The sequence below is a fragment of the Streptomyces sp. NPDC024687 genome, from assembly GCF_055559055.1.
Genome location: NZ_JBVHLJ010000001.1, coordinates 486,996 through 511,654 on the forward strand (window position 1 = coordinate 486,996; position 24,659 = coordinate 511,654).

General features: G+C 68.4%; 20 protein-coding genes, 3 tRNA genes and 1 pseudogene. 7 read left to right on the forward strand and 17 right to left on the reverse strand.

Going from position 1 to position 24,659, the window contains the following annotated elements:
- Positions 1–133: 133 nt before the first annotated feature.
- The gene (locus ACZ39I_RS02130) at positions 134–1,570 is read right to left on the reverse strand and encodes an FGGY family carbohydrate kinase (RefSeq protein WP_467241840.1); all 1,437 of its coding nucleotides are present in this window, start codon (positions 1,568–1,570) and stop codon (positions 134–136) included.
- Between the two features lie 102 nt (positions 1,571–1,672).
- Positions 1,673–1,978 carry a YtxH domain-containing protein gene (locus ACZ39I_RS02135; RefSeq protein WP_352383661.1) on the reverse strand — a complete coding sequence of 102 codons (306 nt, stop codon included), beginning with the start codon at positions 1,976–1,978 and terminating at the stop codon, positions 1,673–1,675.
- Positions 1,979–2,170: 192 nt separating this feature from the next.
- Between ACZ39I_RS02135 and ACZ39I_RS02140 the strand changes: the two genes are divergently transcribed.
- The 3 genes from ACZ39I_RS02140 to ACZ39I_RS02150 all read left to right on the forward strand — a co-directional run bounded on the left by ACZ39I_RS02140 (position 2,171) and on the right by ACZ39I_RS02150 (position 2,565).
- Positions 2,171–2,243, forward strand: a tRNA-Asn gene (locus ACZ39I_RS02140).
- 6 nt (positions 2,244–2,249) lie between these two features.
- Positions 2,250–2,322 (forward strand) — tRNA-Asn (locus ACZ39I_RS02145).
- 169 nt (positions 2,323–2,491) lie between these two features.
- Positions 2,492–2,565, forward strand: a tRNA-Ile gene (locus ACZ39I_RS02150).
- Between the two features lie 346 nt (positions 2,566–2,911).
- Here ACZ39I_RS02150 and ACZ39I_RS02155 read toward each other — a convergent pair.
- The 10 genes and pseudogenes from ACZ39I_RS02155 to ACZ39I_RS02200 form a co-directional block, all read right to left on the reverse strand.
- Positions 2,912–3,184: pseudogene (locus tag ACZ39I_RS02155) on the reverse strand (LutC/YkgG family protein); the annotation flags it as partial.
- Positions 3,185–3,238: 54 nt separating this feature from the next.
- Positions 3,239–4,180, reverse strand: a complete 942-nt coding sequence (locus ACZ39I_RS02160) for an amidohydrolase family protein (RefSeq protein ID WP_467243292.1) — start codon at positions 4,178–4,180, stop codon at positions 3,239–3,241.
- Positions 4,155–5,228 (reverse strand): aldo/keto reductase, encoded by a 1,074-nt coding sequence (locus ACZ39I_RS02165; RefSeq protein ID WP_467241843.1) that lies wholly within the window; start codon positions 5,226–5,228, stop codon positions 4,155–4,157. Before ACZ39I_RS02165 ends, ACZ39I_RS02160 begins: the two co-directional genes overlap by 26 nt.
- The gene (locus tag ACZ39I_RS02170; protein WP_467241845.1) at positions 5,225–5,983 is read right to left on the reverse strand and encodes an SDR family NAD(P)-dependent oxidoreductase; all 759 of its coding nucleotides are present in this window, start codon (positions 5,981–5,983) and stop codon (positions 5,225–5,227) included. Before ACZ39I_RS02170 ends, ACZ39I_RS02165 begins: the two co-directional genes overlap by 4 nt.
- Positions 5,984–6,012: 29 nt before the next feature.
- Complete coding sequence (locus ACZ39I_RS02175) at positions 6,013–6,864, reverse strand: fumarylacetoacetate hydrolase family protein (protein WP_467241850.1); 852 nt, start codon at positions 6,862–6,864, stop codon at positions 6,013–6,015.
- Positions 6,865–6,890: 26 nt separating this feature from the next.
- On the reverse strand, positions 6,891–7,232 hold the full coding sequence (locus tag ACZ39I_RS02180) for an L-rhamnose mutarotase (RefSeq protein WP_467241853.1): 342 nt from the start codon (positions 7,230–7,232) through the stop codon (positions 6,891–6,893).
- A 102-nt stretch (positions 7,233–7,334) separates the two neighbouring features.
- Positions 7,335–8,219 carry a carbohydrate ABC transporter permease gene (locus ACZ39I_RS02185; RefSeq protein WP_467243293.1) on the reverse strand — a complete coding sequence of 295 codons (885 nt, stop codon included), beginning with the start codon at positions 8,217–8,219 and terminating at the stop codon, positions 7,335–7,337.
- Between the two features lie 77 nt (positions 8,220–8,296).
- Complete coding sequence (locus tag ACZ39I_RS02190) at positions 8,297–9,217, reverse strand: carbohydrate ABC transporter permease (protein WP_467241855.1); 921 nt, start codon at positions 9,215–9,217, stop codon at positions 8,297–8,299.
- Positions 9,218–9,229: 12 nt separating this feature from the next.
- Complete coding sequence (locus ACZ39I_RS02195) at positions 9,230–10,594, reverse strand: ABC transporter substrate-binding protein (protein ID WP_467241857.1); 1,365 nt, start codon at positions 10,592–10,594, stop codon at positions 9,230–9,232.
- Positions 10,595–10,688: 94 nt separating this feature from the next.
- Positions 10,689–11,804 carry an enolase C-terminal domain-like protein gene (locus tag ACZ39I_RS02200; protein ID WP_467241859.1) on the reverse strand — a complete coding sequence of 372 codons (1,116 nt, stop codon included), beginning with the start codon at positions 11,802–11,804 and terminating at the stop codon, positions 10,689–10,691.
- Positions 11,805–11,932: 128 nt separating this feature from the next.
- Here ACZ39I_RS02200 and ACZ39I_RS02205 point away from each other — a divergent pair, with 128 nt between their 5' ends.
- Both ACZ39I_RS02205 and ACZ39I_RS02210 read left to right on the forward strand, forming a co-directional pair.
- Positions 11,933–12,700, forward strand: coding sequence for a FadR/GntR family transcriptional regulator (locus ACZ39I_RS02205; RefSeq protein ID WP_467241860.1), 768 nt, complete (start codon positions 11,933–11,935; stop codon positions 12,698–12,700).
- A gap of 281 nt (positions 12,701–12,981) precedes the next feature.
- A complete protein-coding gene (locus ACZ39I_RS02210) occupies positions 12,982–16,140 on the forward strand; it encodes a DUF1349 domain-containing protein (protein ID WP_467241862.1) in 3,159 nt (1,052 codons plus the stop codon).
- Between the two features lie 109 nt (positions 16,141–16,249).
- Here the strand turns inward: ACZ39I_RS02210 and ACZ39I_RS02215 are convergent, their stop codons facing one another.
- The gene (locus tag ACZ39I_RS02215; RefSeq protein ID WP_467241863.1) at positions 16,250–17,131 is read right to left on the reverse strand and encodes a radical SAM protein; all 882 of its coding nucleotides are present in this window, start codon (positions 17,129–17,131) and stop codon (positions 16,250–16,252) included.
- 382 nt (positions 17,132–17,513) lie between these two features.
- On the opposite strand from ACZ39I_RS02215, the gene ACZ39I_RS02220 reads away from it, so the two are divergent.
- A complete protein-coding gene (locus ACZ39I_RS02220; protein WP_467241865.1) occupies positions 17,514–17,906 on the forward strand; it encodes a nuclear transport factor 2 family protein in 393 nt (130 codons plus the stop codon).
- A 73-nt stretch (positions 17,907–17,979) separates the two neighbouring features.
- Positions 17,980–18,405 carry a PPOX class F420-dependent oxidoreductase gene (locus ACZ39I_RS02225; RefSeq protein WP_467241867.1) on the forward strand — a complete coding sequence of 142 codons (426 nt, stop codon included), beginning with the start codon at positions 17,980–17,982 and terminating at the stop codon, positions 18,403–18,405.
- A gap of 79 nt (positions 18,406–18,484) precedes the next feature.
- Here ACZ39I_RS02225 and ACZ39I_RS02230 read toward each other — a convergent pair whose 3' ends face one another.
- From ACZ39I_RS02230 to ACZ39I_RS02245, 4 genes are all read right to left on the reverse strand, one after another.
- Positions 18,485–19,000: a MarR family winged helix-turn-helix transcriptional regulator gene (locus ACZ39I_RS02230; RefSeq protein ID WP_467241868.1), complete on the reverse strand. Its 516-nt coding sequence runs from the start codon at positions 18,998–19,000 to the stop codon at positions 18,485–18,487.
- Positions 19,001–19,545: 545 nt separating this feature from the next.
- Positions 19,546–21,453, reverse strand: a complete 1,908-nt coding sequence (locus tag ACZ39I_RS02235; RefSeq protein ID WP_467243294.1) for an RICIN domain-containing protein — start codon at positions 21,451–21,453, stop codon at positions 19,546–19,548.
- Positions 21,342–22,544, reverse strand: coding sequence for an MGH1-like glycoside hydrolase domain-containing protein (locus ACZ39I_RS02240; RefSeq protein ID WP_467241871.1), 1,203 nt, complete (start codon positions 22,542–22,544; stop codon positions 21,342–21,344). The genes ACZ39I_RS02235 and ACZ39I_RS02240 overlap by 112 nt, the downstream gene beginning before the upstream one ends.
- Positions 22,545–22,955: 411 nt before the next feature.
- The gene (locus ACZ39I_RS02245) at positions 22,956–24,386 is read right to left on the reverse strand and encodes a glycoside hydrolase family 43 protein (protein WP_467241873.1); all 1,431 of its coding nucleotides are present in this window, start codon (positions 24,384–24,386) and stop codon (positions 22,956–22,958) included.
- Positions 24,387–24,659: the final 273 nt, after the last annotated feature.

The window sequence follows — 24,659 nt, forward strand, 5'->3', positions numbered from 1 at the left end:
TGGTTGCCCCTGGCCCCTATCGTCGGACACTCCACCCGTGTTACCTCAACCGATTAAGCCGACAGCAGTGCTCCGTACGGCCTTCCGGGTCCTCGCGGCCCTCCGCTCCTACCGGAGTCTTACCTTCCGAGGTCTAGCGGAACGCCCCCGGATACGTCTGCTCCCGCACCGACACGTACTGCTGCCGCACCGCCTGCCCCACCGCCAGCTCCTCGCCCGGCTCCAGGACCTGCCCGGCCGGACCCTGCCACATCGGCGGGGTGCGCGGGTCGAGTGTGCCCTGCGACACCCCGAGCGCCCAGGCCGCCTGCCGGGCGGCACCGATCGCCGCGTAGTCCGCGGGCTGCGGCACGACGACCTGCGCACCGAACAGCGCGGGCGCGGCGGCCTGTACCGCGGACAGCTCGGCGGCCGCCCCCAGCAGGAAGACCCGCCGCACCTCGACCCCCCGGCCGCGCAGCACGTCGAGCGCGTCGGCGAGCCCGCACAGCATGCCCTCGAACGCGGCCCGCGCCAGATGCTCCGGCTTCATCGACTCGCGCCTGAGGCCGGTCAGCGTCCCCGCGGTGTGCGGCAGGTTCGGCGTCCGCTCACCTTCCAGATAGGGCAGCAGTACGAGGCCGTGGGCGCCCGGCGTCGACTTCATCGCCAGGTCGGACAGGCTCTCCAGGTCACCGAGGCTCAGCATCTCGGCGGCCCCGCGCAGGGTCCGTACGGCGTTCAGGGTGGTGACGACCGGCAGGTGCATCCCGGTCGCGTCGGCCAGGGAGGTGATCATCCCGGTGTTGTCGACGAGCGCCTCGGGGTGCACGGCCATCACGGACCCGGACGCGCCCAGCGAGACGACTGCGTCCCCGAGCCCGATCCCGAGACCGAAGGCGGCGGCCATGGTCTCCCCGGTGCCGGCGGAGATCAGCAGCCCCTCCGGGGTCGTACCGGCGGCGTCCGAGGGGCCGATCACCTCGGGGAGCATCGCCGGGTGGCCGAGGGCCATCTCGACGAGGTCGGAGCGGTAGGCGCCGGTGGCGGCGGACCAGTAGCCGGTCCCGGAGGCGCCGCCGCGGTCGGTGGTCCTTCGCACCGGCCGGCCGAGCAGCTGCCACACCAGCCAGTCGTGCGCCTGGAGGAGCACGGCGGTGCGCAGGGCGGCGTCGGGCTCGGTCTTGTTCAGCCAGCGCAGCTTGGTGACGGGCTGCGCGGCCTGTGGCACACATCCCACCGACTGCGCCCACGCCTCGCGCCCGCCGAGCGCGTCGACCAGGTCGGCCGCGGCGACCTGCGCGCGCTTGTCGCCGCCGACCATGGCGGGCCGCACGGTGTTGCCCTGGGCGTCCAGCGGCACCACGGCGTTCTGCTGGGCCGAAACACCGATGGCCTGCACGCCCTCCAGAAGACCGCCCCCGGCGGCCTCGCCGAGGGACAGGAGCCAGGCCTGGGGGTCGACGTCGGACGGGCGGCCTTCGATCGGGTGCGGCGCGTACCCCTGTTTGAGCACGGCACCCGTGTCCGCGTCGCAGACGACGATGCGAGTGAATTCGGGTGAGCTGTCCAACCCGGCGACTATCCCCATGGCGGAAATTCTATGGGCGTAGCGTCGCGATGGTGCGCGCGACCGCGGGGGCGGGACCGGCACTGCCGGTCCCGCCCCCGCGGAGGGGTCGCGTCACCGTGGTCAAGTGGTGCTCGTGCCCCAGTCGTCCTGTGCGGTGCCGTTCGGGTTGCGGTCCCGCAGCGAGCGCACCCGCTGGGTCACGGACTCCGGCACCCGGTCGCCCACCTTGTCGCTGACCGCGTGGTACGCCTTGCCGGCGAACTGGCGGCCCTGCTGGGCCGCCGTCTCAGCGGTGTTGCGGACGGCGGGGTTCTGGGCGACCTGACGGGCGGATTTCTTCAACTGTTCGTAGCGCTCGCGCCCGGCACGGGTGCCCAGCACGTAGCCCAGAGTCAGTCCGACCACGAACGTGAGCTTGTAACGCATGGCGGCCACCCTTCCTTGCGTAGGTATCCGGTGCGACGTCGGTGTCGGTATCGCTGTCGGTATCGGTCTCGGTCTCGGTCTCGGGGGAACCGATTGGCGGAGCACCCCCCTGCTTGCGCTAATGTATGTGTCGCAGCGAGCGCCCGCCCTCTGGCGAATACCCAGGGAGCTACGTTCGATGCAACGAGGCGATCCTCCGTAGCTCAATTGGCAGAGCAGCCGGCTGTTAACCGGCAGGTTACTGGTTCGAGTCCAGTCGGGGGAGCTTCGATCTTCCGTAGCTCAATTGGCAGAGCAGCCGGCTGTTAACCGGCAGGTTACTGGTTCGAGTCCAGTCGGGAGAGCAGGACGAGGAAGGACCCCCGATGGGGTCCTTTTTCATGTCCGACGGAACTGCCCAGGTCACAGCCGAGTCCTTGCGGGCAGGCGAAGTCGCCCCTGCGGAGCAGGAGATCGTATGAGCGGCTATGCTGCGGCAGACGGCGCGCACACATGTACGCGACACGCCGCTATGGGGCGGTAGCTCAGCCGGTTAGAGCAGCGGACTCATAATCCGTCGGCCGTGGGTTCGAGTCCCACCCGCCCCACTGCGCAGGCTTCTGACCTGCGGAAACGTTCTTTTTTGGGTGTCGGATCGTCAACTTTGCCTGGACGGACTGAATCCGCTGCGCGTGAGTTCAACGGTGTTGCCGCCACCTGGGAAGTTGTCGCATCCGGCCTCTGTGAGCGGCTGGGCGCCGTATTCGGGACGCCGGCAGGACGCAGGGAATCGGAAGGGGCTGCTCCGGTGCCATTCATCCCGAGACCGCAGAGGTGGGTGACGGAGTGCCGCCGACCGATCAAGGTGCCGTGCGGAGCCTTGGATCGTGGGCCAGGCGTCGACTGCGGTGCGGGAGAAACTGCCCGTACTGGAAACTGACCGAAGGAACGCTGCACGCCCTCCACCCGGTCCAGTTCGATGTCGCTGGTGGCTGAGGGACCGGAGATCAAGGTCAGCGGGCGGCGCGGGTGGAGCAGACTCAACGCCTCGGGTACTTCAGCGACGATCCGGCTCGCCCTGACCACGCAGACGTGCTGATCCGGGAGCAAGGTCAGCACAGGGCGTCCTTGTCCCGGTCCGCTGTCGAGGACGACGGTGCCGGTGCGGGCGATCGCTGCGGTGACGGTGGTGCGCACGGCGTCCGCCGCGTCTGGCTGTCGGACCGTGTGGCCGAGCCGTTCCAGTAGTTCCGTCACCGCGCGGCCGGTGCAGGGGGAACATCATGTCGTCGAAACAGGTGATGAAGAGAGCTGTGCGCATGGTGCGTCCTGGGCGGCCGGGGAGCCGGTGACGGTCAGGCCGTAGGTCCGCAGGGCCGTTCCGGTGAAGACCTCGTGGCGTTCGGCAGGATGGAGGGCGGCCGTCAACTCCCCTGCGGTGGCGGCGACTTCGGCGTAGGTGGCAGCCAGTCGGCAGACCGGCCAGTCGGAGCCGAACATCAGCCGTCGCGGTCCGAAGGCGTCCAGCACGGTGTCCGCGTAAGGCCGTAGGTCCTCGACGCTCCACTCGCCCCAGTCGGCCTCGGTCACCATGCCGGAGAGCTTGCAGACGGTGTTGGGCAACGAGGCCAGCAGGCGCACCGCGTCCGCCCACGGCCGCAGCTCGCCCGAGGCGATGGGGGGCTTGCCCGCGTGATCGAGTACGAAGGTGAGGCCGGGAAGCAGTCGGGCGGCCTCGTGCGCGGCCGCGAGCTGGTGGGGCCGGACGACCAGGTCGTACGCGAGTCCTGCCTCGGCCACCGCGGCCAGCCCGCGCAGTACGTCCGGCCGCATCAGCCAGCGAGGGTCGGGCTCGCCCTGCACCTGGTGTCGGATGCCCACCAGGTACTCGCCACCCGGCCTCTCCCGCAGCGCCGCGAGCGCGCGGGCGACATCCGGGGAGGTCAGGTCGGTCCAACCCACGACGCCGGCCACCAGGTCGCTGTCCTGGGCCAACGCCAGGAACTCGGGCGTCTCCTCCGGCACGTCGATCGTCTGGACCAGGACCGTTGCGGTGACGCCGCCGGCGGCCCGGGCCACGGGCTCCAGGTCGGCGAGCAGGAAGTCGCTGCGCAGCGGGGCGAGTTCCGGTCCGGTGATCCAGTTCTGGTCGCGGACGGAGAGGTCCCACACATGGTGGTGTGCGTCGATGACGCCCTCAGCCGTGTTCGCCTGCATGCCCATGGCGGTCACCTCCGCGACTCCTCGACTTCTCCATCGGCCGATCGGCTTCGTCGACCGGCGCGGCGGCAGGAACGGGGACGTGCGGGGGCAGCAGACCCTCGGCTCGGAGTCCGTCCCAGAGCTCGGCCGGTACCGTTCGCCGCAGCTGATCCACCGTGTCCCGGACCTCCTCGGCCGAACGCGCACCGGACAGTACGCTCGCGACCGCGGGATGGCCGAGCGGGAAGCGCAGAGCGGCTGCGCGCAGCGGTACCCCGTGGCGTTCGGCGACCGCCTTCATGCGCAGGGCCCGGTCGAGCACATGTGGTGGGGTGGGCGCGTAGTCGTACATGGCCCCGGGCTTGGGGTCGGTGAGCAGACCCGAGTTGAACACCCCTCCGACGACGACACTCCTGCCGCGGGCGGCGGCCTCCGGCAGTACCTCCGCCAGCCCTTCCTGCTCCAGCAGGGTGTAGCGGCCGGCGAGCAGCACCACGTCGATGTCGGTCTCGCGCAGGAAGCGGGCGGGGAGCGCGCACTGGTTCACGCCGATGCCGATCGCCTTGACGACGCCTTCGCCGCGCAGCCGTTCCAGCGCCGGGTAGGCCTCGGTGAGGGCCTGCTCGGCGTGGTGGTCCGGGTCGTGCAGCAGGGCGATGTCCACCCGGTCCAGGCCGAGGCGGTCCAGGCTCGATTCCAGGGAGCGCATGACTCCGTCGGAACTGAAGTCCCAGACTCGCCGGTGGGTGGCGGGCACGGCGAAGCCGTGTGCGAGATCGTCGCCGCGGCCACCCTCCGGGGTGGGTTCGAGCAGCCGCCCGACCTTGGTGGAGACGGTGTACGTGGCGCGGTCGCGTTCGCGCAGCGCGGCACCCAGGCGGCGCTCGGACAGCCCGAGTCCGTAATGCGGGGCGGTGTCGAAGGCGCGGATGCCCTCGTCCCAGGCCGCTTCCACCGCGGCGAACGCGGCCTCGTCGGTGACCGGGCGGAAGAGGTTGCCGATGCCGGCGGCCCCGAACGACAGCTCGGTGACCTTGACGTCGGTGGTGCCCAGCGTGGCCGTTCTCATGAGCCGGCCGCCGGGCGCAGCCGGAGTCCCTGCATGCCACCGTCGACGGCGAGGGCGATGCCGGTGACGGAGGCCGCGGTGGGGCTCGCCAGGTAGACCACGGCCGCCGCCACCTCGTCCGCGGTGACCAGGCGGCCCAGGGGCTGGCGTGCGTCGAGGGCGGCGCGTTCCGCCTCCGGGTCGTCGGCGGCATCCAGGAGCCGGGTCACCCAGGGGGTGTCGGCGGTGCCGGGGTTGACGCAGTTGACGCGGATGCCCTCACGGACGTGGTCGGCGGCCATCGCCAGGGTCAGCGACAGCACCGCGCCCTTGCTCGCGGAGTACAGGGCGCGTTGGGGCAGGCCCGCGGTGGCCGCGACGGAACAGGTGTTGACGAGCGCCGCGTGCGACGAGCGCCGCAGATACGGCAGTGCGGCCCGGGTGGTGCGCACCGTCCCGAGGAGGTTGACGTCGAGGACGCGGTGCCACTCGTCGTCGGGGTTGTCCTCGACGGTACCGATGGCGCCGATGCCCGCGTTGTTGACCAGGATGTCCAGGCCACCGAGTTGCTCGGCAGCGGCGTCCACGGCGATACGTACCGAGGCGTCGTCGGCGAGGTCGGCCTTGATGGCGATCAGCGGCTCGGGGGCGCCGGAGGGGTCGAGGTCGAGGACGGCCACCGTGGCGCCGTGCTCGGCCAGCATCCGGGACGTGGCCAGCCCGATCCCGGACGCGCCGCCGGTGACGACGGCCTTGAGCCCTGACAGGCCGCTCAAGCTGCTCAAGCTGTTCAAAGGGGCGCCTTTCACGCTTGGGCGAAGGTTTGGCGCTGGGCGCCGAGGCCGTCGATGGCGAGCTCGACGGTGTCGCCGGGGCGGAGGTAGGGGGTACCGGGAAGGCCCAGGGCCACGCCTGCGGGAGTACCGGTGTTGATCACGTCGCCCGGTTCCAGGACCATGTACTGGCTCAGGTAGGACACGAGGTGGTCGACCGGGAAGATCATGTCGCCGGTGTGGCCCTGTTGCCGTTTCACGCCGTTGACGCTCAGTTGCAGCGCGAGGTTCTGTGGGTCGCCGACCTCGTCGGCGGTGATGAGCCAGGGGCCGAGCGGGTTGAAGGTCTCGCAGGACTTGCCCAGGTCCCACTGCGACGAGTACTCGAGCTGGAACTCGCGCTCGGAGACGTCGTGGCTGATCGCGTATCCCGCGATCACAGCCCTCGCGGCCCCGGGGCCCTCGAGGTAGCGGGCCCGGCGTCCGATGACGACCGCGAGTTCGACCTCCCAGTCGGTCCTGGTCGAGCCGCGGGGGATCAACACCTCGTCGTACGGTCCGACGACCGTGCCCGGGTCCTTCATGAACACCACAGGCCGCGTGGGAATCGCCGCGCCGGTCTCGGCGGCGTGGTCGCGGTAGTTCAGACCGACACAGACGATCTTGCCGGGACGGGCTACGGGTGCTCCGATGCGCAGCCCGGCCGGGTCCAGCTCGGGCAGTTCAGCCGCCGTGACGGCCACCCGGGCCCGGTCGACTCCGCCCGAAGCCAGGAAGACGCCGTCGATGTCCGGCGTCACGGACGACAGGTCGAGCAGTCGGCCGTCGTCGGTGCGGACGGCGGGCCGCTCCTCGCCGGACGCGCCGACTCGTACGAGTCTCACTGGCTTCTCCTTGCCATGAGTGGTGGTCAGTCGGATGTCGCCGGGGAAGTCAGATGCCAGATCTCGGTCAGGTCCGACCAGCTGCCCCCGGTACCGGTATCGGCCCAGGGCTCCTGGCAGGGGCCGGTGAGCTCCCACCAGGCGCGAGTGGCCGCGTCCGCGCCGACAGCGGCCATGTCCGCCTCGAAGTCGTCGCCGTGGTACTCGAAGTAGCCGAACAGCGTGTCCTCGCGCAGAAAGATGCTGTAGTTGCGGATGTGCGCGGAGCGCAGCGCGGCCTCGACGCCCGGCCAGACCGCGGAGTGCAGGCGCAGATACAGGTCACGGTGCTCGGGCCGCAGGCGGATCGTCTGGGCAACCCGTTTCATCGGGGTCCTTCCGGTGAGGGTGGGCGGCGTAGCCAACAAGGCGGCGTAGCCACTACGGCGGTGTCGCCCCTACGGCGCGGCGCCGAGGGTGCGGCTGCTGCCTCACTCCTTTGTCGCGCCGGCGAGCATGCCGGCCACCAGAGCGCGTTGGGAGAAGAGGAAGACGATCAGGACCGGCACGATGGTCACCAGGGTGGCCAGCGCCAGTTCGGGTCGCATGATCTGGTTGCCCGTGCCGCTGGAGGTGTTGAACAGCGGCGAGGCGGCGAGCAGATTGTTCAGCCCCACTTGCGCCGGATACTGGGAGCTGTCGGGCAGCATCACGAACGGCAGGAAGAAGTTGTTCCAGTTGCCGACGAAGTTGAAGAAGCCGACCAGGGCGATCACGGGCTTGGCGAGCGGCATCGCGACGAGACGGAAGACCTGCCACTCCGAGCACCCGTCGATCCGTGCCGCGGACAGCAGGTCGGAGGGGACGTTGGAGGAGAAGTAGATGTAGGTGAGGTAGACCCCGAACGGGAAGAAGGAGAACGGCAGGATCACCGACCAGATCGTGCCGTCCAGGTGCACGGCGTTCATCCCCAGGTACAGGGGAAGCACCATTGCGGCCGTCGGCATGAGCATCACCAGCATGGTGATGGTCAGCAGCATCCGGCGCCCGATGAACTGGGTGAGCGCCAGCGCGTACCCGGCGGGGATCGATGTCACGAGGGTGATGGCCAGTGCGCCGAAGGTGTAGAGCGCCGAGTTCTTCAGCCAGGTGAGGATGGCGCCTTCCTGGAAGGCGTAGAGGTGGCGCCAGGCGTCGGCGATCGCGGTGAGGGAGCCGAAGGAGAACGGGTTGTCCCGCACGATCTGACCGTCGGTCTTGGTCGTGGCCAGCAGGAGCCACACCACCGGCACACAGAAGAACAGCACGGCCAGACCCATGACGATGAGCCAGGCCAGCCGGGCGGCCAGTGAGCTTGGGCGGCGCTTGTGGCGCATGGGCTTCCTCGGGCTGGTGCGGGCGCCGGCGGTACGGGGCGGCGGGTTTCGGCGGGCCGCGGTCGTGGGAGCTGCGGTCATCTTTCGTCCCTGTCGAACAGGCCGGTGCGGAAGACGACGAGCGCCGCGCACGCGAGGCCCAGGATGAGGAGGTCGACGGAGAGAGCCGCCGCGCCGTTGAAGTCGCCTGCCTGGAAGGCGTACTGGTAGGAGAGCTGGTTCGGTGACCAGCTGTCGGGGATCATGCCCCAGCTGGCGAGGGAGACCAGTTGCGGCTCGACGAAGAGCTGGGTGCCGGCCGCGAAGGCCAGGATCAGCATGTACGCGATCCACTTGGTGATCATCGGGATCTGGATGCGCAGGGCGATCTGGAGCGTACTGGCGCCGTCGATGCGGGCGGCCTCCAGGATCTCGTCCGGGATGCTGTTGAGCGCTCCGTACATGACCACGATCCAGCCGCCGGCCCCGGTCCAGAAGGCGATGACGGTGAAGAGCACCGGCAAGTGCCCGGGGGCGTTGACCTGGGCGAGGGTGTTCCAGCCGAAGCTCTTCAGCAGCCAGCCGACGGGACTGGCAGCCGGGTCGAGGAGGATCAGGAAGAGCAGTACGCTCGCCACCCCGGCGAGGGCACCCGGCAGGTAGAAGAGGAACCGCAGGCTGGTGGAGGCCCTGCGCATGCGGCCGTGCAGCATCAGGGAGAGCAGCACCACCAGGATCATCAGGCCGGCCAGCCAGACCACCAGGTACAGGCCGATGTGGAGGAAGGCCGGTCCGAAGCGGTAGTCGCTGAACGTGCGGGTGAAGTTGCCGATCCCGACGAGCTGGTTGCGGGAGTTGGACAGTGCCAGCCACACCGCGTAACCGGTGGGCAGGACGCCGAAGGCGAGCAGGAGGACGACGTAGCCGGAGACGAAGACGTATCCGGCGCGTCCGACCGGGTTGCGGACCGAACGGCCGCGTCGGCGGCCCCTGGGCTCCGTTGCGAGGTGGGTGGTCATTGGTCCGCTTCGCTAGTTGACGGTGTATCCGAGGGACTTGGCCTTGTCGGTGATGGCCGTCTGCCAGGTGCCCAGGGTGTCCGTGAGGGTCTTGCCGGAGTTCAGGGCCGGGATCACGGTGGAGGAGTAGATCGCCTCCTGGCTGTACTGGGTGGCGGACCAGCCGGGCCAGATGAGTTCCGCCGCCTCCTGGAAGACCGGGCCGACGTCCTCGGCGAAGTAGCCGGTCCTCTTCTGGCCGGCGAGCCAGGCGACGGCTGCCTTCTTGTACGCGGGGTAGGTGGCCGCGGTGGCCTGGTAGTCGTCGGAGGTCGTCATCCAGCTGACCAGGTCGGAGGCCGCCTTGAGGTTCTTGCTGTGGGAGGAGACGAACCACAGGCCACCGCCGACGTTGCCGGTGTAGTTCTTGTCGTCGCCCTCGAACTTCAGCGGTGAGGCGGCGGCGATCTGCCCCTTGGGGATCTTGAACGTCGAGTTGAAGAGCACCTGTCCGTACCAGGACGGGCCGGGGAGCATGAGGACCTTGCTCGCCTGGTTCTTGATGAAGCCGGCGCTGAAGACGGTGTCCTTGGAGACCGAGCCCTTGGCGATCAGGCCGTCGAGCAGCTTCGCCATCCGGGTGCACTTGGAATCCCGCAGGTCGACCTTGACCTTCTTGGCACCGGTCGCCGTGCCGGCCGGGCACTGGCTCGCCCAGAAGTACACCTCGGGGCTCCAGGCGTCCCCAGCGGTGCCGACCAGGTACCCGGGGTGCTCCTTGGCGACCTTCTCGCCGAGTGCCTGGTACTCCTCCCAGGTGGTCGGGACCTTGTACCCGAACTTGTCCATGAGGGACTTGTTGTACCAGAGCACGTTCTGGGCCAGGTCGTTCCGGAGGCAGTAGGTGTTGCCGTTGAAGGTGCAGGGATTCAGCGCGCCGTCCGCGAAGCCCTGCAGCGTGGACGGGGAGATCACGTCCTGGTTGACGGGCGCGGCGTAGGGCGTCCTGCCCTGGGAGGCCCAGGTGCCGTCGTTGACGTTGGCGCTGAAGGCGACGTCGGGCCACCCGCTGCCGGTCCGGTCGAACAGCTGCACCTTGGTCTGCAGGTCGTTGGCCCCGTTGGCGTCGCCGCTGTACGTGACGATCTTCAGCTTCACGTCGGGGTGCGCCTTCTGGTACGCCTGCACGCCGGGCACACGGGCGGCGTCCGCCCAGACCGTGATCTCGCTGCCTTCCTGCTGCGCGACAGGCTTGAAGGCGGCGGGGGAGGAAGTCGCCGTGGGCGTGGGGTCCGCGCTGCCGCAGGCGGCGAGTGCGAGCAGGGAGAAGGCGCCCAGGACGGCGACTGCCGTGTGTCTGAGCTGGCGGCGGGAGGAAACCGGAACGTCGTTGTTCATGTCTGACCTCGGATCTTGGGAAATGGCGCACAACAGGGAGAGGCGCCGCGTTCGGGGTGTTCGAGTCAGGCGGTCGGGCCTGCGGCTCCGGTCGTCAGGCCCGGGGCGGAGTAACGGTCTCCTTGTCGACAAATCCCTGAAGTGCGGGAGGGTAGTCCAAGCCCGCCGGAAGGGCGACGCCCGGACCGGTGGGGGCATGAACGAGGCCGTGGGCGTCGATGCCGCTTTCGCGACTGATGGGATTGCCCATGACCAGCGACTCGTAATACGTGGTGTTCGAGATGGCCATGCACAGGTGCCGGTTGGGGATCTCCGGCCCGTGCACCTCGGCGCGCAGCCGGTAGGCGTCGGCGAGGTGGGCGGTGCGCATCGCGCCGGTGAAGCCGCCGCGCAGTTGGGTGGAGGCGCGGACTCCGAAGGTGGCGGCGCCGGCCTGGATGAAGTCGGCCGAGTTCATGTGCGCCCCGTCGGAGGTCTCGGCCACGAGGAGGGGCACGGCCACCGCGTCGGCCAGGCGCTTGTACGCGGTGACACTGAACTCCCTCATCGGCTCCTCGTACCAGAGGTAGTCGGCGTCCGAGAGGGCGTGCCCGAGATGGATCGCGTCGGGGAGGTCGAAGCCCGCCGACCCGTCGAACATCAGCGGGATGTCGTCCCCCACGTGTTCACGCAGGGCCACCGACAGACGGGCGTCACGGCGGGCGTCACCCCAGGCGTGGAGCTTGATGGCGGGGTAGCCGAGCTCCAGGGCCTGGTCGGCGATGTCCAGGTACTCCTCGATGGAGGAGTAGGTGACAGTGGAGGCGTAGGCGGGTATCGAGGTGCGGTATCCGCCGAGCATCTGCCAGGTGGGCCGGTCGGCGAGGCGTCCGGCCAGGTCCCACAGCGCGGTGTCGACCAGCCCCAGCAGATAGAGCGGCAGCTCCTCCGTGCGGTCCAGCTCCCACATGCGGTGCCAGAGCCATTCCCGCTGCAGGGGGTCCTGTCCCACCAACTCCTTGCGCAGCACGCGGTCCAGCAGGTCCCTGAGGATGACCCCGCTGCCACGGCGGGGGGACATCGCCACCCCCTCGACCCCTTCGTCCGTGCGGATGCGCAGCACCGCGGCCTCGCCCTCGGACGGGCTGCCCAGGAGTCCGTCCCGCCAGACGAAGGGCGGACTGACTCCCGGCACCCGGACCGGATGGCACTCGACTTCGGTAACGCGCACGGCTTGCACCCCTTGGAGCGGGAAGTGATGCTGCGAAATTTTCGTGTAACGTAAGTCGTCATACGAATGCTGTCAAGAAGTCCGGCGCAGTAGAATCGCCGTCATCCGCACCAGCAAGGGGGACACACATGGCCCAGGACAGCGCCGGCAGAGCAGGAGAGCCGCCCGTTCTCAAGCCCTGGCCCAAGCGTCCGGCCCGACTGGCGCAGGCCGTCATGGAGAGCCTGACCGACACGATCGTGTCGGGCGCCATTCCTCCGGGATCGACCCTGCCCGTGGAACCCGAGCTCTGCGAGACGTTCGGCGTCAGCCGCATCACCATCCGCGAGGCCGTCAAGTCCCTGGAGGCCAAGGGGCTGGTCCTCGCCCGGCAGGGCTACGGCACCACCGTCACCCCGCCGGAGGAATGGAACCTCCTCGACCCTGTCGTGCTCGCTGCGACCGTCCAGCACGACGACCAGCTCGTCGTCCTCGACCAACTGGTCGACATCCGGTCGACGCTGGAGGCTCAGATGACGGCTCAGGCCGCGGAGCTGGCCACCGACGACGACCTACGGGACATCGAGCGGCTGCTCGCCCGGCTCGACGAGGAGACCGCCGTCCCGGCACGCTTCATCGAGACCGATGTGGCCTTCCACGACCGGATCCTGCAGGCGTCCCACAACAGGCTCGGCCGTTCCATCATCCGCATCCTCCATGCCCAGGCGCGCACGACGTACCTGTACAACGGCACACCGGACGCGACCGCGTGCGAGCGGGCCAACGTGGAGCACCGCGCAGTCGCCGAGCGGCTGCTGGCCCGGGACTCCGACGGGGCCGCGCAGGCCATGGCGGCTCACATCCAGACCGCGTGGAGCCGCCGCCGCCTGCCGAACGTGAGCTCCCCGGCCTCCTGAGTCCCCACGCCTCCTGACTTCCCAGGCCTCGTGAGTCGCCACGCCTCCTGAGAGCGCCCGCGCCGAACCTGCCCCCGAGCCGACAGGCCGGGGGCGTTCGCATGCCGGGCCGCCCACGCCCAACTCCGCCCGGGTCGGCAGGCGCGATCTCTTGACGAAATTCATATGACGTCTAATGTTACAGCCCTATTTCCCTTCCCCTCCTGTGCCTCTGGGCTCTCTCCTGCCCGCCACGGGCACCGCAGGTCCCAGGTCCCTCTGAACCACCCGGAAGGTGTCACGTGCGAACAGCCCGCATCCGTCCCGCGGTTCCCGAACGGCTCAGAACATGGCTGGCCACAGCCGCGGTGCTCACCGCCTCGACCGCCGCAGTCCTCGTCCAGGCGGGCCCCGCCTTCGCTGCCGGCACGACGCTCTACGCCTCGCCGAGCGGCTCCGGCACCACCTGCTCCGCGAGCCAGCCGTGCTCCATCACCCAGGCCAAGACCAACGTGCGGGCGCTCAACAGCTCCATGACGGCCGACATCACCGTCCAGCTCGCCGACGGCACCTACCGACTCTCCGCGCCGCTCACGTTCACGTCGGCGGACTCCGGCACCGGCGGTCACACGGTGAACTGGAAGGCCGCGCTGGGAGCCCATCCCGTTGTCACCGGAGCACAGAAGGCCACCGGCTGGACCGTGCAGGATCCGGCCAAGAACATCTGGAAGAGCAACGTCGGCACGGGCTTCGACACGCGCCACCTCTCCGTCGACGGCGTCCTGGCCACCAGGGCCCGCACCGCGGTCAACCGCTCGGACCTGACCGCGACCACCAGCGGCTACACCTTCACCAACAGCTCGCTGAGCTACCTCAACAGCCTCGCGCAGCCCGGCCGGACCGAGATCCACGGCATCGGATCCTTCACCGACCGCTACGCCCCGGTGACCGGCATCAGCAGCGGCACCATCACCATGGCCCAGCCCTCGTGGAACAACAACACGTTCGGCTACGACACCCTGACCAGCCCCTTCCGGGCCGGCCCCCTCTACATAGAGAACGCCTACGAGTTCCTCGACACGGCCGGTGAGTGGTACCTCGACACCGCTACCGGCACCCTGTACTACAAGCCGCTCTCCGGGCAGGACATGAGCACGGCCGACGTCGAGGTGCCGAAGCTGCAGTCGCTCGTCAACGTCGGAGGGACCTACCCCTCACCCGCCACCCACATCGCCTTCTCGGGCCTGCAGTTCTCGGGTACCAGTTGGCTGGACCCCACCACCGGCGGCTACGCCAGCCAGCAGACCGGCGCCTACCTCACCGGCACCTGGGACCGTCCGTCGGACGCGCTGACCTCCTGCCAGAGCGGCTGCCCGCTCTTCGAGGCGACACGCCCGCACTGGGAGCAGATGCCCTCCGCCGTCCAGGTCTCGGCCGCCGACCACATCACGTTCACCGGTAACCGGTTCACCCAGCTCGGACAGAGCGCCCTCGGTATCGGCAACGACGCCAACGCCCACACCACCGGTGTGGGACTCGGCGCCGACACCATCACCGCGACCGGCAACGTCTTCACCCAGGACGCGGGCGGCGGCATCGCCGTCGGCGGTCTTCAGGCGGACGCGCACCACCCCGGTGACAGCCGGATGACCAACCGGAACATCGCGCTGAGCAACAACCTCATCCACGACGTGGCGCTGGAATACCGTGACATGTCGGCCATCCTCGTCACCTACGTGAACGGCGCGACCGTCTCGCACAACGAGGCGTACAACCTGCCCTACTCCGGCCTCACCATCGGCTACGGCTGGGGCGCCAACGACATCGGCGGCAGCCAGGACTACGTCAACCGGGGCCTGTACAACTACCAGCCCACCTACACGACCGCGACCACCGCCGCCGACAACCACGTCACCGACAACTACATCCACGACCTCATGCAGCAGATGACGGACGGCGGCTGCATGTACACCCTGTCGGCGTCACCGGGCAGCACCTTCGAACGCAACTACTGCCACAGCAACGGCGGTTGGTTCGGCTTTTACCACGACGAGGGGTCCCGGAACTTCACGGACACCAACAACGTCTTCCGCAACACCGGCAGTTGGGGCCACGAGAACAGCAGCTCGACCAACAACACCGGCGCCCTGACCCTCACCGACAACTGGACGAACAACAGTTCCGCGAACATCACCAACACCAACGGCCGCGGCGACGTGGTCAGCGGCACCGTCGTCGTCGGCAACGGCAACTGGCCCTCGGGCGCCAGGACGATCATGGACAGTGCCGGCATCCAGCCGCTGTACCGCCCGCTGACCACCGACCCGGTCAGCTCGCCCTACAGTGCCTACTCCTCCACTCCGGCCAACACCGGTCAGGGCGGCGGCCGCTTCACCATCACCGACGCGGGCGCTGACATCTGGGGCGCCGGAGGACAGACCGACGACGCCTACGGCACCGTCTACCAAGCCGATGCGGCCGTCAGCGGTACCTCGGTGACCGCCCGGGTCGACAACGTGGACAACACCAACGGCTGGGCCAAGGCCGGGGTCGTCCTGCGCAACGACCTCACGGGCAGCGGCTCCTCCGCCGGATACGCGGCTGTGGTGGCAACCCCGAGCAACGGCGTCAGCTTCCAACGGGACTCCAACGCCGACGGCTACCTCGACCAGCTCACGTCCACCGCCGCCACCGTCAAGGCACCGGTCTGGTTGCGGCTCACCCGCACCGCCACCCAGGTGTCCGCCTACTACTCCACCGACGGATCCACCTTCACCCAGGTCGGCTCGACGGTGACCCTGCCGTCCATGGCGGCCACCCAGGACGCCGGCGTCATCCACACCGCTCACAGCACCACCACCGGCAGCGCGACCTTCAGCAACCTGCAGATCGTCACCTCTCCGTACAAGGCCTACAGTTCCACTCCGGCCGCGGTCGGGCAGCACGGTGGAGTGACCTCCCTGACCAGCGCGGGCATCGACGTGTGGCGCTCCGGCACGCAGTACGACGACGAGTACGCCGCCGCCTACCGGGCGGGGGCCGCAGGAACGTCCTCGACCGTCACCGTCCACCTCGACAGCCAGGACAAGACCAACAGTTGGGCCAAAGCCGGTCTGATGCTGCGCAACAACATCGCCGCCGCCTGCTCGTCCACCGGGTACCTCGTCCTCGCCGGCACCCCCGGCAACGGAATCGCCCTGTCGTCGGACTCAAACGGTGACGGCTACCTCGACACCAACACCCTCAAGACCGGAAGCGCCACCGTCGCCCCGGTCTGGCTCCGCCTGGTCCGGAGCGGCACGTCGGTCACCGGCTCCTACTCCGCCGACGGCACCACCTGGACCACCGTCGGCACCGCAACACTGACCGGCGCGAACAGCACACTGGACGCGGGCATGTTCTCCACGGCCCACGCCGGAAATATGGGCACCGCGAACTTCAGCCAGTTCTCCGTCAGCTGACGAAGCGGTTCGGGTCACGGTCTCCGGGCGGTGGTGCGGCTTCCGCGCCACCGTCCCCTCCCCAGCCGCGTGCCGACCACAAGCCCGGTCGGCCGCAGCAGCGTCGCCCTCACGCCTGGCCGGCCAGCCTCTGCCGCAGGGCGTCGTTGTCGTCGTGGTGGACGACCTCGTCGAAGCGCAGCCGCAGTCCGTGCTCGGCCAGCAGGCCGGTCACGATTGCGTCGAGTTGCTCGCGGTGTTCCCTGGTGCGGGCTTGTATATACGCCTCGCGCACCCCGTCGGGTTCGTCGGCGAGAACCTGGTCCATGCGCTCGCGGATGTATTGCTTGAGGTTGATGTGTTCCATGAACACCTCGGTGATGCCCGCTTCGACGAGCTGCCCGAAGAGGTGGTCCAGGAGTTCCGGCTGGGTGGCGAAGTGGGGCAGGAGCGGGCCGACGAAGGCGAAGGTGGGGATGCCGGCCTCGCGTAGTTCCGTGAGGGTGCGCAGGCGGCGGGAGGCGAGCGGGGCGCGGACCTCCAGCCAGCGGCTGACCTTGTCGTCAGCGGTGGTCACGGTCATGCCGACCTCGGCGCGGGGCAGGCTGGTGAGCAGGTCGATGTCGCGGGCGACGACCGGCGACTTGGTCAGGATGCGGACCAGGCCCGGGTACTCGACGGCCTTCAGCTCGCGCAGGATGCCGCGGGTGAGCCGGTACTTCGTCTCGTGGCCCTGGTAGGGGTCGGTGACCGAGCTGAGCAGCATCGTGCCGTGGCGCTTGCGCTCGGGCATCCTGGCCAGCTCCTTGCGGGCCAGCTCGACGGCGTTCTTCTTCACGTACAGGTAGTCGCCCCACTCCTTGGCCGACCGGCCGAACTGCCGCCCCGCGAAGGAGGCGAAGCAGTACGCGCAGCCCAGTACGCAGCCGGTGTAGGGGTTGATCACGTAGTCGTTCGACGGGGTCTTCGACTTCTGGATCAGGGTCTTCGCCTCGATCTCGACCGGTTTCATGACGGGCTTTCCTCTCTGCTGTCGGCAACCTGCATCACATGGAACAATAATCCCTGGAAGTTGATTCCATGGAATCTAAATGGTTTGCTGGGTCACCTGCCTCCGGCAGGTAGACCCCTGCTCTTGTCCCGATATGCCGGACTCTCAAGGAGTGAGTGCCATGACGTGCTCATGGAGCCGGTTTCCGACTCCGCCGGCTTCACCTTCGCCCGGCTGCGGGACGCGGCCGGCAACCCCTTCGGCGTCTTCTCCGTACCCACCCCCTGAACCGGACGCGCGGTCCGCCGCACGACACCGCCGCGTTCACCGAAGCCGGCCTCGCCGACCACCTCGACTTCGTCCGAGAGCCACACCCCGCACAAGAACCCAAGGAGCAAACGACATGACCAACTCGAACATCGACATCGCCCGCACCTACTTCCAGGCTGTCCAGACCGGAGACATGGCCGCTCTCGGGGAACTCCTCGACGCCGACATCGTCTGGCACCAGCCCGGCGCCAACCGGTTCTCCGGCGAGCACAAGGGCCAGGGCGCCGTCTTCCAGATGCTCGGCAGCATGATGGGGGCCAGCCGGGGCACCTTCGCCATCGACAAGATCCACTCCCTCATGGGCAACGGCGACCTGGTCGCCGCCACCATCCACTTCACCGGCAGCCGTGACGACGCGTCGATGGGCATGGACGGCGTCGACCTCCTGCGCATCGAGGACGGCAAGATCACTGAGATGTGGCTCTTCTCCGCCGACCCGGCCGCCGAAGACGCCTTCTGGGGCTAGAGCCCGTGGTGCCCGGGGCCTCCCGGCCCCGGGCACCCGCGAGTCGGTCCGTACGCACACGAAAGGCACCCACATGCGCAAGATGACCGAGCAGCAGTGGCGGGCGTTCGCCACGTACGGAACCCGTACCGGCAAGCTCTCCACTGTCCGCGCCGACGGCAGCCCCCACGTCACACCGGTCTGGTTCCTCCTCGACGGCGACGACATCGTGCTCACCACCGAGAAGAGCGGGGTCAAGGGCCGCAACCTCGCCCGCGACGGACGGTTCGCCCTCTGCGTCGACGAGGACCGGCCCCCGTACGCCTTCGTACTCCTTCAAGGCCGCGCGACGGTCTCCGAGGACCCGGAAGGCATGCTGCGCTGGGGAGGTCTCCTCGGTGCCCGCTACATGGGCGACGACCGTATGGAGGAGTACGCCGCACGCAACGGCGGCCCCGGCAACGTCCTCGTCCGGGGCCGTATCGACAAGGTCATCGCCTTCGCCGGCATCGCCGAGTGAATCGTGGGCTGACGGGCCGGGAGCTGTGCTCAACCGGCCCCGGCTGATCAATCCACGGGCACTGCCGAGCCGTCGCGGCTCACGATGCCGGTCGGCCGGGCTGCTTCCGCGCCCACACAACCGGCGCCGGCGTCTGCGCGGCGGCCTTCCGCTCCGCGGCCAAGGCGCGCCCGGCCGCCCGCAGCGTCCTGAGGACCGCGGTCACCTCACGCACGGACCGCTCGGGAATCACCGACCCGATACGCAGCTCAAGCTCCTCTTCGAACACCTTCAACGCCCCGTCCACCAACTTCCGCCCCTCGGGCGTCAGTTCGACGATCGAGGAACGGCGGTCGTTCGGATTGGCGCGCCGCTCGCACAGGCCCGCCGCCTCCAGGCGGTCGACCACCTTGCTCGTGCCGCCCACCGTGATCGAGAACTCCTCCGCGATGTCCTGGATCCGCCGCCCGGGCTGCTGCTGGAGCAGGTGCAGCACCTCGAACGAGGTCAGCGGCAGGTCGTACTCCGCCCTCAATCGCCCCTCAATGCCGTCCCACAGCTCGATCTCCAGCGAGACCAGCTCCCGGTACAGCAGTTTCAGGTCGGCGTCAGCCATCACTCATCTTCCGAAGAATTATCTTCCGTGGACAGTTAAATTGTAGGCTGCCGTTCCAGTCCTGTGGACCGGAACTGTGCCCTCCATGCGGCCTATCTGAGGTGAGCGTGCGGAGGGCGTCCTCGCCGCGAGCTGTCAGGAGCGCTCGCAGATGTGTATCGCGGTGGCGGGGGAGTGAGGGCAGGGGGCGATCTCTACGCAGTCCCCGCCCCCCCCGTCGAGGGTGTCACCAAAACCGTCGACCTGCTGCGCCGCGTCATACGCCTCGGACACGAGCGATGCGGAGTGGGCCTTGGTGCGGGATCTGCTGCCGTTCCCGGATGGTTGGCGGGCCGCAGGCCTGAGGGCTACTCGGCATGTCGGCGACTCCGACCTGTGCCGTGCCTCCCCGAGGCCGTCTGCCGCCTGCGCGCCTCGGGACGTCCGGATGAGAGCCGGCTCGGCATCCGGCCCGAAGTAACGGGATGTGCCCCAATGGCGACAACGTCGGCCGGGACCCGGAATTCCGGACCCCGGCCGACGGCCGTACCGCGGCGGACGGGCGGTCAGGAGTTGAACGGTGTGGATCCGTCGGCTGCGGCGATGCGCCACAGGTGGTCGGCGGTGCCGTTGTCGTCCCACTGGACGGCCTGGGCCCCGGTTGCGGTGGACATGTCCTGGATGCCCAGGGTCATGCCGCTGTTCTTGTTGATGATCTTGCAGTAGCCGCCGCCCGCGTCCACCACGGACCAGAGGTGGTCGGCGGTGAGCGTGTCACCCCACTGCAGTGCGGTGGCGCCGGCCGTCTTGGAGGCGTCCTTGATGCCGAGCACCTGCCCGCTGTTGGCGTTGAATATCTTGTAGTAGCCGTTCTCGGCGGGAACGATCTTCCACTGGTGGTTGGCCGTGGCGTTGGCCGTCTGCTGCTGGGCGGCGCCTCCCGCGGCGATCGAGGAGCCGGAGATGCCGAGCTCCAGGTTGCTGTTCTTGTTGACGATCTTCACGGCCGGTGTCTCCGGGTACCAGGACTCCAGCTCGGTGACGCCGACGAACTTCCCGGCCTGGGGGGTGAAGACGACCCGGAACTGGGAGGTCGTGATCGTCGGGAAGGTCACCTCGTTGGCGTTGTCGGCGACCGGGGTGGCAGGGCTCTTGGTCTGGTTCGGGACGTTCACCCACGAGCCGTTGCTGAGGTACTGGACGGTGTAGCTCGCCGGGACGCGGATGTTCGCGCCGTCGTCGTAGGTGTAGAACTTCACCTCGTTGATCTTCCGAGGGGCGCCGAAGTCGACGCCGAGGTGGTCGGTGGCGTTCGGCGAGCCGGAGTTGGCCCACCGGTCGTCGGGGATCTTGTCGTAGCGGATCCAGCCGTCGGTGGCCCGCAGCGGGGCGTCGAAGGTGGTGGGCTTGCAGGTCTGCCCGCTGTGGCAGTGCGGGCCGTTGGAGACGGTGTTGGTGTAGGAGGCGAAGGCCTTCGGGTAGGGCTGGGTGATGGTCCGGCCGAGCCAGTCCTGCTCGGCGGTCAGCGGGTTGGCCGCCACGTTCATCAGCCGGGTGGCCGGTGCCGGGGTGACGGGGGCGGCCACGTTCACGGTGGTGTTGGCGAGCGTCGACGACTGCTGGATGCGCTGGCCGTCCTGGAAGATCTGCAGGCCGCTGCCCTTGCCGTAGTGCGTGCCGTCACGGTCCCAGCGGATCGAGTAGGTGTGCCCGTGGTAGGGCAGGGACTCCACCGCGAACCAGTCCCAGGTGGACGGGACCAGCGGCTTCAGCACCAGCGTGTTGTTCGCCTGCGGCTTGATGCCCAGCAGACCGGTGAGCACCAGGTCGTTGAAGCTGGAGTGGTTGTAGTTCTCGCTGAAGTTGAAGCCGTCGTAGATCCACGCGCCGGTGTCGCCGTCGGCGGCCTCGGCGATGTAGGGCTTGCCGTCCTTGTGCTGGAGGTCGGCGAACTGGGCGAGCATGGTCGCGTAGTCGGCCTTGGTGACGTAGCTCTGCGCAGGGTAGTCCTGGAGCAGGTTCGCCATGCCGGTCAGGACCTGGCTCGTCTGGTACGGCCAGCTCGGGCCGTTCCAGTGGCAGCAGTTGGCGTCATCACGCTGCTGCGTGGCGGGGATCGCCTGGTAGTCGAAGTACGGGTTCGCCGTGATCCGGTCGAGTTCGGCGAAGCCGGTGCCCTTGGCGAACTTCAGCGTGTTGGCGCCGGCCTTCATCGGGACCTGCACGGTGACGGACTGCGACTCCGAGAACTTCTGCCAGGCCCCGGTGGGCGCGTAGCTGACCGTGATCGGGTTGGCGGTGTCGTCGTTCACGATGAGCTTGTGGGTCGACGTGCCGGTGGTGCCGTTGGCGTAGTGCACGGTCACCGGGTACGTCCCGGCGCCGGGCGCGTCCACGGTGAAGGTGACGTAGCTGTCGTCGAAGTCGATCTGCCCGACGTAATGCCCGTTGGAGGCGGTCGACGAGCTGAACAGGTTGGCGTGGTTGCGGGTGGCCTGCTCCGCCTCGTGGGTCCGAACGGTGCCTTGAACCGCTTGGAGTCGGTCAGGTACTTCCACGCCGACGAGTACTGCGCGTCGGGCAGGTTGAACGCCCACGGGGCGTAGCCCATCAGCTCCCGCCAGGTGGTCCTGGTCTGCTTCAGGGTGCCGTTGGTGGTGTCCGTGTTGTAGACCTGCATGAAGAAGTTGCGCTGCGGGTCCCACAGCGAGTTCTGCACGGCCGACTTGAGCTGCGCGGCCTTGGCGTCGTAATCGTTCGCGGTCGCCGTGTCGCCGTTCAGCGTGGCGATCTTGCTGATGGCCTGGGCGGCACTGAACATGTACGCGTTGATCGTGGGCCGGTAGCCGCGGCCGCCGCCGAACCAGTCGCTGCTGTGCATCGACGTCTCGGTGTACTCCGTGGCGTCGGACAGCGGGGTCTGGTGGTACAGATCGCTGGTGGACTGCGTGCCGTTCACCGTGACGTCGGTGGTGAAGTTCGAGTCCCAGCGCTTGTACAGCGCGATGAGGTGGGGGAGCGCGGACTTGATCTGGGCGGCGTCCCCCGTGACGAGATAACGCTGGTACGCGGCGCTCGTGATCCACTCGCTGAAGTTGCGGGCGCCCGAGTTGCCCGCCCCGCGCAGCCAGAAGTCCAGGTAGTCACCGGCGTAGTCCCGGTTGCGCAGCCAGCGCCCGTCCAGCAGGTGGTAGCCGGCGGCGTCCGGAAGGGCGGTGTACGGGTTCCCGGCATAGCCGATCGGCACGTCGTACTCGGTCGACACATAACCCGTGCCCGGCACCGTGTAGCGGAGCGCACGCTTGTAGGTGCTCCACCGGTAGTAGTAGACATCGTCGATGTCGTTGTCGGGGGTGTCGAGGAACGGGATGTTGTCCTTGTACCACTGCGGCTCGTCGAGCTGGTTGGCGGCGACGATCGCGTCCTTGTCGAGGGCGATCGCGTTGGGGTCGTCGGCCGCCTGGGCGGGGGTCGCCCCGGGTCCGCCGGTCAACAGGGCCATGGACAGCGTCGAGCCGCACAGGGCGGCCACCAGGCGGGTGCCGGGTCTGGGTCGATGACGCATAGAGGTGTCCTCCATTGGGCACTCATGCGAGATATTCGCTGTTCGAGATATCGAACAGCGTTCGAAATTCTGCCAGACGGTAATGACGGACGGGAGAGCAAGTCAATAGATCCGGCACAGCGAGCCGACAGCCCGGGGAAGGAATCGGCGCGGTCGTACCGCTGGTCGCGGTGCTGGCCACCACCTTCGCGCCCGACGCGCTCCCCGCTACGCGGAGTTCTTCACCTCGTGGATCGACCTCGCCATCCTGCGCAACACCCTGGTGTTCGGTGTGGAGCACGGCATCTACGGCCTCGACGGGCTGGTGTTCGTGCTGTCGCTGTCGCTCGGAGGCGGCCGTGTTGACCCGTAGTGCGACCAGAGGGGGGTGCCGGCGCTCTCCCCTGGAGGCGCCGGCATCCCGGTCTCAGGTCAGTTCGTCACGCGGAAGGTGGCGTCGCTGCGTGCTGTCGCGGTGGTGATCGGGTCGAGCTTCAGGTAGTAGGCGTAGTGGCGGATGTACCGGTCGGGGTGGTTGTAGGACTGGAACGACGACCAGCTCGAGTCGGCGAGGCCGGCGACCTGGCGGAAGGTCGCGTCCGCGGCGAACTGGGTGGTGCCGTCGTTGTAGGCGAGCCGGAAGTCGTAGTCGGAGTGCCGCAGGAAGTGTCCGGGGTAGTTCACCGACTCGAAGGAGACGGTGCCGGAGCCCGCCAGGCCGGGCCGCAGCCGGAACTGTGCGTCCGGGCCGGTGATGTTCTGATCGATGCGCACGTCGAAGTTGGTGTGCCGTACGTACCGGTCCTGGAAGTTGTACGACTGGAGCCGGTTGGCCGCGGTGTTGGGCCAGCGTGTGAGCACACGGCTCTCCTCGGCGGCCGTCAGGTTCATGATCCAGCCGTGGCGCTTCTTCGTGCCGCCCATGTTGTAGCTTCCCGACGCCGGCTTCTGGTAGGTCGCGGGGTTGGACGGGTCGGTCGTCACGACCGGCATGTAACCGCCGCTGGTGGCGTACTGGTCGAGGTAGAGCGCCCACTTGTTGGTGCCGTTGAACTTCATCCACATCGGGCCCTCGACCATCGACCCGGTCAGACCGATGCCGGAGAGGTTGCCCAGGTTCGTCCACGTCCCCAGGATCGAGTTGCTGCCCTCGAGGGTGATCTGCCCGTCGCCGGAGGCCCGCACGTAACGGTAGTTACCCACTCCGGAGGGCATCTCGATGATCTGGGTGTCGATGATTTCCTGGCTGCCGGGGCGGTCGATGTAGAGCTGCGGGGTGGTGATGGTGCGGAAGTCGCTGGTGCGGGCGTAGAAGATGCGGTGCTTCGTTGCGCCGTTGAGGGGCACGTTCGTCGCCCAGTACAGGACGTAGTCGTTGGTCTCGGGGTCCCAGATCGCCTCGGGCGCCCAGGCGTTGCGTCCGTCGGGGATCGCGCCGGCGACGTTGAGCAATCGCGGCTGCGACCAGGTGACCAGGTCCGTCGACTCCCACACCACCAGGTTGCGGCTGCCGTCGTTGATGGACTGACTCCACGTCTGCCCGCAGTCGATGCACAGGTCGGTCGCGATGATCCAGTACTTGCTGCCGTCGGGGGATCTCACGAATGCGGGGTCACGCACCCCCTGCGTGCCGACCGTGGAGCGCAGGACCATGCCGCCGCCGTTGAGGTCGTTCCAGTGCAGGCCGTCCGTGCTGTGCGAGAGGTACATCTGCTGGTTGGTCGCCCCCTCGCCGGTGAAGTGCACCATCAGGTAGCCGGGGTCGGCGGCGGCTGCCCGCTGAGGTGTGATCAGGGACTGGGAGGTGAAGAAGAGGCCGACGGCGACCAGTATCGCCGCGACCCGGGTGAGAACCCTTGCCATGTGCGTTTCCTGTCTTTCTGCGGGTGCCGGAACGGGGTGAAGGCGGAGTGTCAGGCGCGTGACCACTGGAGTCGGCGGACGGCCTGTTCCACACCGGCAGATGCGGGAGCAATGCTCATGACAGAAACATCCTTGTTATGTGCCGCGGAGCGGGAGCGGAGGCGAGCCAGAAGGTCCGGCGAGCACGCACATGGTTCGAAATCCCGGACACTGTTCGTAATTTTGGCGAAAAGTTAGGGCGCGGTAAGAGCGGGTGTCAAGAGGGAGAGCCGA

Excerpts from the sequence above, each read along its gene's own strand:
- ACZ39I_RS02220 (WP_467241865.1), top strand. The coding sequence starts at position 17,514 with ATGACCAACTCGAACATCGACATCGCCCGCACCTACTTCCAGGCTGTC.
- ACZ39I_RS02180 (WP_467241853.1), bottom strand. The coding sequence starts at position 7,232 with ATGAAACGGGTTGCCCAGACGATCCGCCTGCGGCCCGAGCACCGTGAC.
- ACZ39I_RS02205 (WP_467241860.1), top strand. The coding sequence starts at position 11,933 with ATGGCCCAGGACAGCGCCGGCAGAGCAGGAGAGCCGCCCGTTCTCAAG.
- ACZ39I_RS02230 (WP_467241868.1), bottom strand. The coding sequence starts at position 19,000 with ATGGCTGACGCCGACCTGAAACTGCTGTACCGGGAGCTGGTCTCGCTG.
- ACZ39I_RS02240 (WP_467241871.1), bottom strand. The coding sequence starts at position 22,544 with ATGCGTCATCGACCCAGACCCGGCACCCGCCTGGTGGCCGCCCTGTGC.
- ACZ39I_RS02185 (WP_467243293.1), bottom strand. The coding sequence starts at position 8,219 with ATGCGCCACAAGCGCCGCCCAAGCTCACTGGCCGCCCGGCTGGCCTGG.
- ACZ39I_RS02190 (WP_467241855.1), bottom strand. The coding sequence starts at position 9,217 with ATGACCACCCACCTCGCAACGGAGCCCAGGGGCCGCCGACGCGGCCGT.
- ACZ39I_RS02195 (WP_467241857.1), bottom strand. The coding sequence starts at position 10,594 with ATGAACAACGACGTTCCGGTTTCCTCCCGCCGCCAGCTCAGACACACG.
- ACZ39I_RS02225 (WP_467241867.1), top strand. The coding sequence starts at position 17,980 with ATGCGCAAGATGACCGAGCAGCAGTGGCGGGCGTTCGCCACGTACGGA.
- ACZ39I_RS02130 (WP_467241840.1), bottom strand. The coding sequence starts at position 1,570 with ATGGGGATAGTCGCCGGGTTGGACAGCTCACCCGAATTCACTCGCATC.
- ACZ39I_RS02165 (WP_467241843.1), bottom strand. The coding sequence starts at position 5,228 with ATGAGAACGGCCACGCTGGGCACCACCGACGTCAAGGTCACCGAGCTG.
- ACZ39I_RS02215 (WP_467241863.1), bottom strand. The coding sequence starts at position 17,131 with ATGAAACCGGTCGAGATCGAGGCGAAGACCCTGATCCAGAAGTCGAAG.
- ACZ39I_RS02135 (WP_352383661.1), bottom strand. The coding sequence starts at position 1,978 with ATGCGTTACAAGCTCACGTTCGTGGTCGGACTGACTCTGGGCTACGTG.
- ACZ39I_RS02245 (WP_467241873.1), bottom strand. The coding sequence starts at position 24,386 with ATGGCAAGGGTTCTCACCCGGGTCGCGGCGATACTGGTCGCCGTCGGC.
- ACZ39I_RS02160 (WP_467243292.1), bottom strand. The coding sequence starts at position 4,180 with ATGGGCATGCAGGCGAACACGGCTGAGGGCGTCATCGACGCACACCAC.